Annotated in this window: 13 protein-coding genes; 4 read left to right on the top strand and 9 right to left on the bottom strand. The window is 58.4% G+C overall.

Annotated elements, in window-relative coordinates; all coding sequences use genetic code 11:
• Positions 1-58: 58 nt before the first annotated feature.
• Entirely contained in the window at positions 59-1,057 is a 999-nt protein-coding gene (locus RAH42_RS02100) for a lipoate--protein ligase (RefSeq protein ID WP_317539835.1), read from the bottom strand.
• Between the two features lie 506 nt (positions 1,058-1,563).
• Here RAH42_RS02100 and RAH42_RS02095 point away from each other — a divergent pair.
• The 4 genes from RAH42_RS02095 to RAH42_RS02080 all read left to right on the top strand — a co-directional run bounded on the left by RAH42_RS02095 (position 1,564) and on the right by RAH42_RS02080 (position 4,558).
• Entirely contained in the window at positions 1,564-1,920 is a 357-nt protein-coding gene (locus tag RAH42_RS02095; protein ID WP_296426355.1) for a metalloregulator ArsR/SmtB family transcription factor, read from the top strand.
• Positions 1,917-2,159 (top strand): thioredoxin family protein, encoded by a 243-nt coding sequence (locus tag RAH42_RS02090; protein ID WP_317539834.1) that lies wholly within the window; start codon positions 1,917-1,919, stop codon positions 2,157-2,159. Before RAH42_RS02095 ends, RAH42_RS02090 begins: the two co-directional genes overlap by 4 nt.
• Positions 2,160-2,235: 76 nt before the next feature.
• Positions 2,236-3,231 carry a permease gene (locus tag RAH42_RS02085; protein ID WP_317539833.1) on the top strand — a complete coding sequence of 332 codons (996 nt, stop codon included), beginning with the start codon at positions 2,236-2,238 and terminating at the stop codon, positions 3,229-3,231.
• Between the two features lie 586 nt (positions 3,232-3,817).
• A complete protein-coding gene (locus RAH42_RS02080) occupies positions 3,818-4,558 on the top strand; it encodes a GntR family transcriptional regulator (RefSeq protein ID WP_296426349.1) in 741 nt (246 codons plus the stop codon).
• Here the strand turns inward: RAH42_RS02080 and RAH42_RS02075 are convergent.
• From RAH42_RS02075 to RAH42_RS02040, 8 genes are all read right to left on the bottom strand, one after another.
• Entirely contained in the window at positions 4,527-5,543 is a 1,017-nt protein-coding gene (locus RAH42_RS02075) for a DegT/DnrJ/EryC1/StrS aminotransferase (RefSeq protein ID WP_317539832.1), read from the bottom strand. The two genes, RAH42_RS02080 and RAH42_RS02075, sit on opposite strands and share 32 nt — an antisense overlap.
• Before the next feature lie 48 nt (positions 5,544-5,591).
• Positions 5,592-6,350, bottom strand: a complete 759-nt coding sequence (locus RAH42_RS02070) for a creatininase family protein (protein ID WP_296426645.1) — start codon at positions 6,348-6,350, stop codon at positions 5,592-5,594.
• A 127-nt stretch (positions 6,351-6,477) separates the two neighbouring features.
• Entirely contained in the window at positions 6,478-7,248 is a 771-nt protein-coding gene (locus RAH42_RS02065; protein ID WP_296426644.1) for a creatininase family protein, read from the bottom strand.
• A gap of 153 nt (positions 7,249-7,401) precedes the next feature.
• Complete coding sequence (locus tag RAH42_RS02060) at positions 7,402-8,934, bottom strand: ABC transporter substrate-binding protein (protein WP_317539831.1); 1,533 nt, start codon at positions 8,932-8,934, stop codon at positions 7,402-7,404.
• An 88-nt stretch (positions 8,935-9,022) separates the two neighbouring features.
• Complete coding sequence (locus RAH42_RS02055; protein ID WP_296426640.1) at positions 9,023-9,985, bottom strand: oligopeptide/dipeptide ABC transporter ATP-binding protein; 963 nt, start codon at positions 9,983-9,985, stop codon at positions 9,023-9,025.
• Complete coding sequence (locus RAH42_RS02050) at positions 9,969-10,967, bottom strand: ABC transporter ATP-binding protein (RefSeq protein WP_317539830.1); 999 nt, start codon at positions 10,965-10,967, stop codon at positions 9,969-9,971. Before RAH42_RS02050 ends, RAH42_RS02055 begins: the two co-directional genes overlap by 17 nt.
• A gap of 30 nt (positions 10,968-10,997) precedes the next feature.
• A complete protein-coding gene (locus tag RAH42_RS02045) occupies positions 10,998-11,489 on the bottom strand; it encodes an ABC transporter permease (protein ID WP_317539829.1) in 492 nt (163 codons plus the stop codon).
• A gap of 8 nt (positions 11,490-11,497) precedes the next feature.
• Positions 11,498-11,854, bottom strand: a complete 357-nt coding sequence (locus RAH42_RS02040) for a hypothetical protein (protein WP_317539828.1) — start codon at positions 11,852-11,854, stop codon at positions 11,498-11,500.
• Between the last annotated feature and the right edge of the window lie 68 nt (positions 11,855-11,922).

Here is an 11,922-nt window from a genome sequence, read left to right as displayed (position 1 = left end):
TTACAAAAAACGCGTCCGTCCGCAAGGGGCGGACTGAAATACGCCGAAATCCGCGCCGTTATGCCTGCAGCGCCGGATGCTCGCGGAACCACGCAGCCAGATCGCCCATTTCCGCCTGCTGCGGGAACGCGCGTTCCAGCGCTTCCGCCAAAACGTTCCAGTCGAAAGCCTGTCCGTCCAGGCAGCGTTCCGCCGCCTGGATCAGTTCGCCGTCCATGGCGTCGGAAAAGACGCGCAGATCCTTCACCGCGGCGTCTTCGATGTCGAAGCACAGCTGCACGCCGCCCCAGGCGAAACGGCGGCGCAGCGCGGCCTCGCACTGCGGCGAGCGCCCCAGCAGCCACTCGCGACTGCCGTAACGGGCGTACAGTTCGCGGTACAGGTCGTCGTCCGGCAGCGAGTTTTCGCGCGTCACGCGATCGCCGCCGTACTCCGCCAGAAAGGCTTCTTCCAGCGGCGCGTACATCTTCTCCACCGTCAGCGACGGGGCCGCTTCCTTCAGATTGACGACGCGGGACGCCACCGATTTGACGCCCTTGCTCTTGAGCTTTTCGGGATCGACGTTGAGGTAGCGCGGCAGCACCGACATGTTGGAATCGACCAGCAGCGTGCCGTGATGCAGCCCGACGCGCCTCGTCAGCTGATAGGCATTGCCGGAAAATTTGCGGCCGTCCACGGTCAGGTCGTTGCGCCCGGTGAACTCCGCGTTCACGCCCAGCGCCCGCAGCGCCGACAGGATCACGTTGAGCTGCCGCGTCATGTCGTAATGCCCGCGCGGCACGACGAAGGAGAAGTTCAGATTGCCCAGGTCGTGATAGACCGCGCCGCCGCCCGTCGAACGGCGGGCCAGCGTCACGCCTTCCTTCTCCATCAGTTCGACGCGGCACTCGGCCCAGGCGTTCTGATTGCGCCCGATCACCACGGTATGGGCGTTCTGCCAGAGATAAAAGATCGCTTCGTCGTCCGCGCAGTTTTTCGTCAGATATTCTTCCCAGGCGAGATTTCTCCACGGATTGCACATCGGCGAGCGAACCAGGCGGGCCCTGACAACGTCCATAAAATTCTCCTCTCGTGCGCGCGATTTTTTTTACATCCACATCGATACATCAATCCGACGCAAGTTTCTTCAATCGCCGTAAAATAATATTACCTCTAAGACAATATAATCATAAATTACCCGTCCGTTTTTTTCAAGCAAGAACCCCGCGAATCATAGTAATCAAACTAGAAATAATCTACACCGACAAGTGCGAATATTCGCACTTGAGATTTTTCTTTAAGGCGCTGAAAGTAAGAAATCATGGCATTGTTTGATTTGTAAGTTAGAGTCATACAACTCACACTATTGAAGCAAAAAGAGATTTTCCCGCGGCGCTGCTCAGAGACAGTTTTTATTCCCGCGTCACACGAAATCGTCGGCGACGCCATAGGCCGTCCGTGGACGGAAAACCGTAAAGAGTCGTCCCTTGCAAAATTTTGAGTTCACGCTACAATATGTGGCGCGAAAGCCACGTGGCACTTATTTCACATAAACGTGAACGTCAGTCACGAAAGGAGAACCTCATGAATCAAGATGACCTGAAAAGTTGCGCCGCTGTGTTCAAGGCCGTCGCCCATCCCGCACGGCTGCTTATTCTCGAAGCGCTCGCTCAGGGAGAGCTGTGCGCCTGCAAGATCGCGGAGCTTTTTCCGGCGCTGGACCGTACCACGGTGAGCAAGCATCTGGCGCTGATGGTGAGGAAAAACGTCCTGCGCGTCGAAAAGCGCGGCGTCAACAGCTACTATTCGCTCAAACTGACCTGCCTGCCCGGCACGCTGGAATGCGTGCGCCGCGCGCTGGGGGGAACGCCCCGCGCCGGAACGGACGGAACGGATGGACAATGCCGCTGCGGCGGCCTTCACAAGGAGGACACTCGATGAAACTGATCCAGATATTCGGTATGGGCTGCGCCCGTTGCCATGAGACAGAGAACAACGTGCGCAAGGCGGCAGCGCGGCTGGGGCTCGACGCCCAGATCGAGTTCGTCGGCGATCTGAAAAAGATGACGGCCATGGGCATCATCGGCACGCCGGCGGTCGCGGTGGACGGCAAGGTCGTTCTGGCAGGCTCCGTCCCCAGCGCGGCGGCCTGCGCCGCGCTGCTGGAAAAATACAGATAACGCGGTTTTACATGAAGGGGCGGCGCTTCGTTTTCCGCGCCGCCCCTTCACGTCATGAAAGGATGTTTCTTTTCCCATGTGGGATTTCATTCAGCACCAGATTCTCGCCATGCGCTGGCTCAACGACCTCGCCAGCCGGGCGCTGACGGCCTGCGGCGTGGACACATCCACGCGGCTGGGCGGCAGTTTGCAGTTCTTTTTCTTCGACGTGACCAAGATCGTCATTCTGCTCTCGATATTGATCTTCGTCATTTCCTATATCCAGAGCTATTTCCCGCCCGAACGCACCAAAAGGATCCTCGGGCGCATGCACGGCCTTGCGGCCAACACCGCCAGCGCCCTGCTGGGGACGGTAACGCCGTTTTGCAGCTGCTCTTCGATCCCGTTGTTCATCGGCTTCACCAGCGCCGGACTGCCCATGGGCGTGACCTTCTCGTTCCTGATCTCGTCGCCGCTCGTCGATCTCGGCTCGCTGATCCTGCTGACGAGCATCTTCGGCGCGCGCATTGCCGCCGCCTACGTGGCCGTCGGCATCGCGCTGGCCGTCGCCGGCGGCACGGCGCTCGACCGTATGGGCATGGAAAAGTACGTCGAACCGTTCGTCAGGTCGATCGGAGCCGCCGACCTCGACTCGCCGGAGCTGAGCGTACGCGACCGTCTCGCCTACGCCAAGGGACAGATGCTGTTCACGCTGAAAAAAGTGTTCCGCTACATTCTCATCGGCGTCGGCATCGGCGCGCTGATCCACAACTGGCTGCCGCGCGAGTTCGTCGTCAGTCTGCTGGGCAGCGGCAATCCGCTCGCCGTCGTGGCGGCAACCGTCGTGGGGATCCCCATGTACGCCGACATCTTCGGCACGATCCCGATCGCCGAGGCGCTTTACGCCAAGGGCGCGGGGCTGGGTACGGTGCTGTCGTTCATGATGGCCGTCACGGCGCTGTCGCTGCCGTCGCTCGTCATGCTGCGCCAGGCCGTCAAGCCGAGGCTGCTGGCGGTCTTCACCGGCATCGTCGCGCTGGGCATCATGGCGATCGGCTTCGGCTTCAACGCGTTCGGGAATCTGTTCGTCTGATACTGACTTTCAATGAGAAAGCGGCGTTGAAAATGCCGCGCCGGCACGTCGAAATCCGGCGCGGATCAACGCGGCTGACGCTGCTCTCGCCGGTTCGTATCTCCGAAGCGAGCCGCAGAGGGCTTCGGGCGAAATTTTTGCAACAAAAAATCGGGCGGAGGCCGACGAGAACGATTTCGCCGGCTTCCGCCCGATTTTTTCATGTCCCGCGTAGAGGGCCGTCAAAAAAGCAGCGCCGCGGCCAGAGGCGCGTCGACCCATTTCTTTGCGGCTGGCGAGTTTTTAGGGGAATTTATCATATTAATTTTGAAGTATATAAATAGAACCGTTACAAAATCTACGTTTGAGGCATAACGTTTCACGTGGAACATCGCGAAGAAGCTTTTCGCTCCCGCTTTTTTCTCCGATCGACGAGCGTCATGGAGGAAAACGAACGCGCGCCCTTCGCTTCCTCTCCATGAAAATCCGGGCAAGGCTCGGACAGTTTTTCGATTGACAATTATGCATAAAATAACTAAACTCATGACAATGCGATCGTCTTACAAACAATCCCGCAAAAAAAATGACAATTTCAAGAGAGGCCGGAATGGAATCCAAAGTCACCTTATCGAAAAAAGTCGAAATCTATCTGAGGAACAAGATCCTCAACGGCGAGCTGCTGCCGAACGACAAGATCGTGGAGCTGGACGTGGCCGGGGAAATGGGCGTAAGCCGCGGCCCCGTGCGCGAAGCCTTGAAGACGCTGACGTTCGAAGGACTTGTGGAGTATCAGACCAACAAGGGGTGCTCGGTCACGACCCTTTCGCCCAAAGACGCTTACGAAGTTTTCTTCATGAGGGGGAGCCTTGAAAAGATCGCTCTGGAACGGTGCGGCGGGAAGTGCAGCGACGAGGCCGTCCTGAAAATGGAGATCGCCCTGGGGCAGATGAAAAAGGCCTGCGAGGACGATTCGCTGACCGCGATCATCGCCGCCGACGAGATGTTCCACCGCCAGATCGTGGACATGGGGCGGATGTCGCGCCTGACCAAGATGTGGCAGATGCTCAGCCCTCTCAACGGCGCGATGTTTTTGACCGTCAAGAATTCGCGCAAGCTGGGGGCGGACGTTTTCGACGCGCCGTCGGCCAACAAGTACGCCGTCGGCCACAAGAACAATTACGAAGCCCACAAGGTCATCCTAGAGGTTCTCAAGAAAGGCGATCTGAAAGATTCCTGCCTGTGCCTCGACGCGCACTACCTGATCGTTGGGGAAAAGATCTATCGCGTAAATTTGGAGGACGAAGCCAGGAAAGCCTCTATCTGCAACTATTCAGCGCCGCCGCGATGAATTTCATGTCTTCCGTGGAAAAGCGCTGGTCGCAGGGCAGGCTCAGCACGTGGTCGTATATGTAGCGGGTATCCTCCTGCCCGTCCAGATCGATCAAAGGCCCCCGGGGCCAATAGACCGAAGTCTTGACGTCCAGCGCCTGCAGGGCGGCCCGGACTTTTTCCCTTTCGCCGGCGAAGACCGTGAAGTGGCTGGGGACGGCGCCGGCGTCGAGAACGGGGAAAACGACTTTGAGGTTTTCGCTTTCCCTGACGTTTTCCAGAAGGGTCCGGTAGTTCTCGCGCCGCTTTCTGCAAATCGATGGGAAATCGGCGTGTTTCATCAGATAGACCGACTCATCGTCGCTGCCGAAATCATCGAAGATCCGCCGCAGCATCATTTCCCCTTTCCAGAAGAGTCCCATGTCGTCCCGTTCTATGGCGTCGTATCTCAGCTTCAGATGTTCCCGGTGCGGCGGCATCGGCGCGCGGGCGAACCGCCCCCGCCTCTTGAGCGCGAAGCCGCCGCAGGCGACGCCCATCCACTTGCGCAGGCTCCCCGCCGCGTAATCGCAGTTTTCGTCAAGTCCGTCGGCGGACAGGACCGAATGCGTCATGTCTTCCATGACGGTGAGGCCGCGCGCCTTGCACTTTCTCACAAAATCCCTGTCGAAGGTGGAAAATCCGTAATAGCCGCAAACGGAAACGAGGCTGACGCCGTCCAGCGCGTCTTCGGAAAATAGGGGGCGCATGTTCCGGTCAAGCGGATAAAATTTCAGCGCAAAGCCAGCTTTGACAAAGGGGGCCACGACGGTCTCGCAGGTATATAAAGGAAGGTACGCCACCCGTTTTTTATCGTACCGCGCGATGTCCAGCAGGCAGTGATAGATCCCGCACCGGCCGGACAGGAGATACGCCAGGCCTCCTTCGGGACACAGGCTTTCGAGAAGCCCGTTCTCCTCTTCGACGGTCGCTTCCAGCGGGAACAGGCCGTTCGCTCGTTTCATGCTCGCCACTTCCTTCGTTATTAAAGTCAGGCCGCGTCGGCGCGGGGATCACACCTTGACTTTTCTGAATTCCTCCGCTAGGTCCGCGATGTAATCGGCGCAGGCCGCCAGCATTTTCTTTCCCCATTCTTCCGTGGCCGTACCGGGATGATCGGGGCCGATCCAGCCGCTGTCGGTGATCTTGCTGATCTGGCGGGGGACGTTGAAGCTCACTCCCTTGTAGCTGACGCTGTAAAATCCCGTCGCTTTGATTGCGCCGGAGATGTCGTTAAGTTTCAGCGCCGGGCCGATCTCGCTCCGATCGACCAGGGCCGGGTTGATGCCCAAAATCGCGGCCGTCTCTTCGCCGCCGCCGTGGCCGCCCTTCCAGGCGGGTTCCATGTCCCACGCCATCAGCCACCAGTTCAGCACCGCCGTGAGGCAGCCTTTCTTGTCCATGTCAAGGGCAGCTCTTTCAATGGGTTTCACGTTGCCGCCGTGGCCGTTCAGGATCAGGAACTTTCCGGCGCCGTGGCGGCGCAGGCTCTCCATGACGCAGAGAAGGTACCTGTAAAGGACGTCGTTGTCGATGTCCACCGTACCGGGGTACTCGTTCAGGGACTGCGTCGCGCCGTAGGGAATGGTCGGCGCGATCAGCACGTCCGTCTTTTCCTCGATCATGGCAAGGAGTTTGTCGGGGATCAGCGTATCCGTCCCCAGCGGCATGTGCCGGCCATGGCTTTCGATGCTGCCGATGCCGATGATGACCGTACCGTCCTCTTTCAAATAGCGCTCGGCCCGGGGCCATGTGATGTTTTCCAGTCTCATGATGATTTCCTCTATTCTCGGTTATTGTCACGTCCGCACGCCGCGGAAGGCGCCCTTCTGCCGAAGGGGCGCCTTCCGTTTTTTTTGTGAAGAGCGCCGGCCGTCTCGCCGGCTTCCCGACAAAATCCTATTTTTCCGGAAGGGGAAGCTTTTTGAACTCTTCCATGAAATCAACGATGTAATCGGCGCAGGTTTGGAGCATTTCCCGGCCCCATTCCCCGGTCGCGGTCGAAGGATGGTCGGGGCCGATCCAGCCGCCGCTCGGGGTCACATGATCGACGGGCCTGAGGATCTCGATATTGACGCCTTTGTACTTGACGGACCGGAAGCCCGTCGTCTCGAATTGATCGGAAAGATGAATGTATTCCAGCGGGCCGCCGATCTCGCTGCAATCTACAAGATCAGGATCCACGCCCATCACGCCGGCCGTCTCTTCGCCGCCGCCGTGCCCGCCTTTCCACGCGGGATTCATGTCCCACGCCATCAGCCACCAGTTGAGCAACGCAACGAGGCAGCCTCTCTTCTCGAAATCGAAACCGACGTTTTCGATTGGCTTGATGTTGCCGCCGTGTCCGTTCAGGATCACGAACCGTCTCGCTCCGTGACGGTAAAAATTGTCCATCACCGCCGCCAGCAAACCGCACAGCAGTTCGTCGCCGATGTCGATGGTGCCGGGATAGCACGCCAGGGATCTGGTGGAACCGTAGGGGATCGTCGGGGCGATCAACACGCCGCTTTTTTCCTCGATCAGCTCCAGGATCCTGTTGGGAATGATCGTGTCCGTGCCGAGGGGCAGGTGCCGACCGTGGCATTCGCAGCTTCCCACGGCGATGAGGACGGTGTCGTTCTCTTTAAAGTATTTTTCCGCCCGGGGCCAGGCGATATGTTCCAATCTCATGCAGACGCTTCCTTTCTCCAAAATCGCGTCCCGTCTCCCCGCTCTTCCGCCGGAGACGGGACGCACTCGCAATATGCAAAACCGCGCGCGCAGCGTGCAACGGAACGCCCTTCAGGCCCGTCAAAACACGCTGCGCCCGGTTATCGTCCGATCTTATCGAGCAATTCTTACGGCGTTAAGTTCGTGATAACCTACCGGGTCGATCACGAAACCTTCGACTCCCTTCCGCGCGCCCACGTTGATGGTGGAGTAATAGATCGGCGCGTTGTTGTTGATCTTTTTCAGCAGCAGCGCGAGGTCTTTGTAAATAGTCCTCCTCTGCTCGGGATCGGAAATGCTTCTGCCGCTTTCGACCAGCCTGTCCACCTCGGGATCGTGGACGAACGAACGGTTGCCGGAAGCGCCCTGCTTGCTGGAATGTTCAAGTGAGTAATAGGTGTAATCGGCGTCGCGGGTAGAGGTCGTCCAGCCGAAGAAGCCCATGTCGTGTTCCCCAGCCGTAGTCTTCTGGATGAACGAACCGAACTCCATGACCTCGACAGAGCAGTCGATGCCGATATCCAAAAGCATGGCCTGGACCGCCTGACAGATCTCGATCCTGGACTGGTTGTCGTTGACCCAGAGCGTGGTCTTGAAGCCGTTTTCATATCCCGCGTCCTTGAGGAGCGCCTTGGCCTTTTCCGGATTGTATTCATAGACGCCCGAAGGGTAATATCCGAAGACCGACGGCGCGATGATGGCGTCGGCGGCCTGCCCGTTGCCGGACATGATCGTGTCGACGATGAGCTGACGGTCGATGGCATAATTAACGGCTTCTCTCACCCGCGGGTCGTCAAAAGGCTTCTTGTTCATGTTCATCGAGATGTACCAGCAGGAAAGGCTGGGGGCCTCCAAAATAACAAGGTCTTTGTTGTCGCGCCCTCTCTTGACGTCGTTCACGCCGAGATCGTAGGAGATGTCAAGATCGCCGGTCTCGAGCGCGATCAAGCGCTGAGACGTCTCGGGAACGACTTTCATGACAAGGTGAGGCGTCGCCGGCCTGCCGTCCATGTAATCGTCGAAGGCGTCGAGCTTGACCGTATCGCCAGGTTTCCACTCGACGAACTTGTACGGCCCGGAACCGATGGGATGCAACTTGAAAGCTTCCTCGTCCTTCTCCACGACATCCTTGCAGACGATCGCGGCGAAAGGAACGGCAAGGTTCCTCAGGGCGGGAGCGTACGGCGCGCGCAGGACCACTTGCACCGTAAAGTCGTCCTTCACGTTCACTTCCTTGATGAAGTCGACGATGTAAGAGACGGAAGCGGAAGCGATGGCGCGGTCGAGCGAGAACTTGACGTCGGCGGCCGTCAGTTCGCTTCCGTTGTGGAACTTGATCCCTTTCCTGATGTGGAAGACGTAGGTCGTATCGTCAAGCTGTTCCCAGCTTTCCGCGATCTGCGGCTTCACTTCGCCGGTTGCGGGATCGACGGCCGTCAGCGTATCGAAAATCTGACAGGTGACCGTGACCGCAGGTGTTTCCTTGCCTTGGTGCGGATCGAAGGACGTCACGTCGGCGCCCTGTCCCCAAACGATCGTATCCTTGTACCCCGCTCCGTCCGCCGCTGCGCCGGCGCAGAACACCGAAGCCGTGGCCAATACCGCTCCAAGAGCGATAACCAAAAGTTTCCCGCTGAAGTTCTTCATTCTTTTCGTCCCCTTTCATTTTTAAGCCGGACCTTATGGCTGACGGCTTTATTAAAAGCCGATACGGCCTTTAACCTGAATGAAAATGTTACTCAACTTTAACGCAGCTAACGAAATGATTCGCTTCGACTTCCGCCAGCGTCAGATCTCCAGACGTACAAGCGGCTTCGGCATACGGACAGCGTTTGGCGAAGCGGCAGCCCTTCGGCGGATTGACAGGCGAAGAAATCTCTCCCGACAAGGCAATCCTCTGCATGGGCAGATCGGGATCGGCGACAGGGATCGCCGAAAGCAGCGCTTTCGTATAAGGATGCAACGGATTTTTGAAAAGCAGGTCGGAAGGCGCCTTTTCCACCATCTGCCCCAGATACATCACGATAATGTCGTCGGAAAAAAACTTCACCACGGAAAGATCGTGGGTGATGAACAGGTACGTCAGCCCCAGCCGGTCCTGCAGATCCTGCATGAGGTTCAAAATCTGAGCCTGGATGGAAACGTCCAGCGCGGACACCGGCTCGTCGCAGACGACGAACTTGGGATTCAGCGCCAGCGCCCGCGCGATGCCGATTCGCTGCCGCCGCCCGCCGTCCAGCTCGTGCGGATACGTGTTGACCAGCCTCGGAGCCAAGCCGACGAGATCCATGAACTCGGCGACCTTTTTGCGAAGGCCTTTTTTGTCCCTGCGGCTGTAGACATTCTGCACGACAAGCGGCGCGGCGATCGCTTCCGCGACGGTCATGCGCGGGTTGAGGGAAGCGAACGGATCCTGAAAGATGATCTGCATGTCTTTTCTGAGAGCTTTCAGCCGTTTTTTGCCGTAAGCGAGGATATCCTCCCCCTCGAAACGGACGGAGCCGGACGTCGGCTCGTGCAGCCTCAGGATCGCCCGCCCCATCGTCGACTTGCCGCAGCCGGATTCGCCGACCACGCCTAGCGTCTTGCCCCGGTTGAGAGAGAACGTGATGTCATCTACCGCGTGGAGCGTTCCCGCAGGTGTGTCAAAATATTTTTTGAGATGCTCGACCCGCAAAATCTCATTCGTCTCCGCCAAGCCCCGTCCCTCCCTTCCCGCAATATTCGAAGCAGCGGACTTTATGCCCCGGCCCGTACTCGACCAGCTCGGGAAGTCCGCGGCGGCACCTTTCAGCGGCGCGGGGACATCTTTCGTAAAACTTGCAGCCGCCGGGGAGCCTCGTGGGATCCGGCATCATGCCGTCGATCGCGCGGAGCCGCCTTTCCGTCGAAGAGAGCGAAGGGACCGAACCGAAAAGCCCGTTCGTATACGGATGAAGCTTTTTGCGGTACACGTCCTTTATATTTCCCACTTCAACGATCTCGCCCGCGTAGACGATGGCGACCTCGTCGCAGTTCTGGGCCACCACGCCCAGATCGTGGGTAATGAGCAGCATCGAAGTGTTGTCCCGCCTTTTGAGTTGATTGATCATGTCGAGAATCTGCGCCTGGATCGTGACGTCAAGCGCCGTTGTCGGCTCGTCGGCGATCAGCAGCTTCGGCCGGCACGCCAGCGCGATGGCGATAACCACGCGCTGCTTCATGCCGCCGGAAAACTGGTGCGGATAATCGCCGTACCGCCCCCTGGCGATGCCGACCATTTCCAGCATCTCTTCGGCCTTTTTCTTCGCCTCTTCGCGCGCCATCTCGCGATGGTGCGTTTCGATCACTTCGAGAATCTGGTCGCCGACCGTCAGAACGGGGTTCAGCGACGTCATCGGGTCCTGAAAGATCATCGAGATGTCTCTGCCGCGAACCTTCATCATTTCCTCTTCGGAAAGAGCGAGAAGATCCCTTCCTTCGAACAGAATCTCGCCGTCGATGATTTTTCCGGGCGGATCGGGAACCAGACGCAGAATTCCCCGCGCCAGCGTGCTTTTCCCCGCTCCCGTTTCGCCGACCAGCCCCAGCGTTTTCCCCTCTTCGATCGTGATGGAAGCTCCGTTCAACGCTCGCACGACGCCCTCGTCCGTTGAATAATGAATGCGCAGATTTTTCACTTCCAGCAAACTGCCCGGCATGTCTTCCCCGCCTTTCCTCAAAAGCTTCTTCTAGTTTTTCAGTCTGGGGTCAAGCGCGTCACGCAGCCCGTCGCCCATAAGGTTGAGGGCGAGGATCGTCAGCATGATGCCCATCCCGGGAATGATCGTGATGTGCCATGCGTCCCGGATGTACGTCCTCGCGTTGGAAAGCATCGCCCCCCATTCCGGCGTGGGCGGCTGGATCCCCAGACCGAGGAAGGAAAGCCCGGCGATAGAGAGAATCGCCCCGGCGATCCCCAACGTCACCTGGACGATCGTCGGCGCCAGAGAATTGGGCACGATGTACTGAAAGATGATCGTGAAGTCGTTGCAGCCGATGCTCCGCGCCGCCTCGATGAATTCCTGTTCCTTCACCATCAGCACGGAAGCCCGCACCGTTCTCGCGAAAACGGGGACGTAAGCCACGCCGATGGCGATCAGAACGTTCGTGAGACTGGTCCCCAGCGCGGCCACGATGGCGATGGCCAGCAGCATCGAAGGGATCGCCAGCAGAATATCCATAAACCGCATCAGCGCGTTGTCCAACGCCTTGCCATAATATCCGGCGACCGCCCCAGAGCCCCGCCGACGACGCTGGAAAACAGGATCGCCAGCGTTCCCATAAAAAGAGAATAGCGGGTTCCCCACAGCATCCTCAAAAGCATGTCCCGCCCGAATTCGTCGAGCCCAAACGGGTGCCGCAGGCTGGGCTTCTGAAGACGCAGCCGCAGAGACTGCTTTATCACGTTGCGGTTATAAAAATCCCCGTTCGTCGCTACGTCCACCGCCGTCGTGGCGACGGACGTCAGCACCAGAAAAAGAATGAAGTAGAGCCCCGCCATCGCCATCCGGTTCTTTTTGAAACGCCGCCACGCTTCCTGCCACAAAGAACGTTCTTTTGCCGGTCCGTCTGAACGGAGCCGGATATTTTCCCCGTTTTTCTCCATAAAAATTC

Origin of the sequence: Pyramidobacter sp. YE332 (assembly GCF_033060595.1) — a bacterium.
Lineage (GTDB): Bacteria > Synergistota > Synergistia > Synergistales > Dethiosulfovibrionaceae > Pyramidobacter.
The sequence above is the reverse complement of the archived record's forward strand: the minus strand, read 5'-3'. Positions and strand labels throughout refer to the sequence as shown.

Bases quoted from the DNA above. Each gene is read 5' to 3' on its own strand.
- RAH42_RS02050 (WP_317539830.1), bottom strand. From the start codon at position 10,967: ATGCCGGGCAGTTTGCTGGAAGTGAAAAATCTGCGCATTCATTATTCA.
- RAH42_RS02045 (WP_317539829.1), bottom strand. From the start codon at position 11,489: ATGGATATTCTGCTGGCGATCCCTTCGATGCTGCTGGCCATCGCCATC.
- RAH42_RS02090 (WP_317539834.1), top strand. From the start codon at position 1,917: ATGAAACTGATCCAGATATTCGGTATGGGCTGCGCCCGTTGCCATGAG.
- RAH42_RS02100 (WP_317539835.1), bottom strand. From the start codon at position 1,057: ATGGACGTTGTCAGGGCCCGCCTGGTTCGCTCGCCGATGTGCAATCCG.
- RAH42_RS02070 (WP_296426645.1), bottom strand. From the start codon at position 6,350: ATGAGACTGGAAAACATCACATGGCCCCGGGCCGAGCGCTATTTGAAA.
- RAH42_RS02060 (WP_317539831.1), bottom strand. From the start codon at position 8,934: ATGAAGAACTTCAGCGGGAAACTTTTGGTTATCGCTCTTGGAGCGGTA.
- RAH42_RS02065 (WP_296426644.1), bottom strand. From the start codon at position 7,248: ATGAGATTGGAACATATCGCCTGGCCCCGGGCGGAAAAATACTTTAAA.
- RAH42_RS02080 (WP_296426349.1), top strand. From the start codon at position 3,818: ATGGAATCCAAAGTCACCTTATCGAAAAAAGTCGAAATCTATCTGAGG.
- RAH42_RS02095 (WP_296426355.1), top strand. From the start codon at position 1,564: ATGAATCAAGATGACCTGAAAAGTTGCGCCGCTGTGTTCAAGGCCGTC.
- RAH42_RS02075 (WP_317539832.1), bottom strand. From the start codon at position 5,543: ATGAAACGAGCGAACGGCCTGTTCCCGCTGGAAGCGACCGTCGAAGAG.
- RAH42_RS02085 (WP_317539833.1), top strand. From the start codon at position 2,236: ATGTGGGATTTCATTCAGCACCAGATTCTCGCCATGCGCTGGCTCAAC.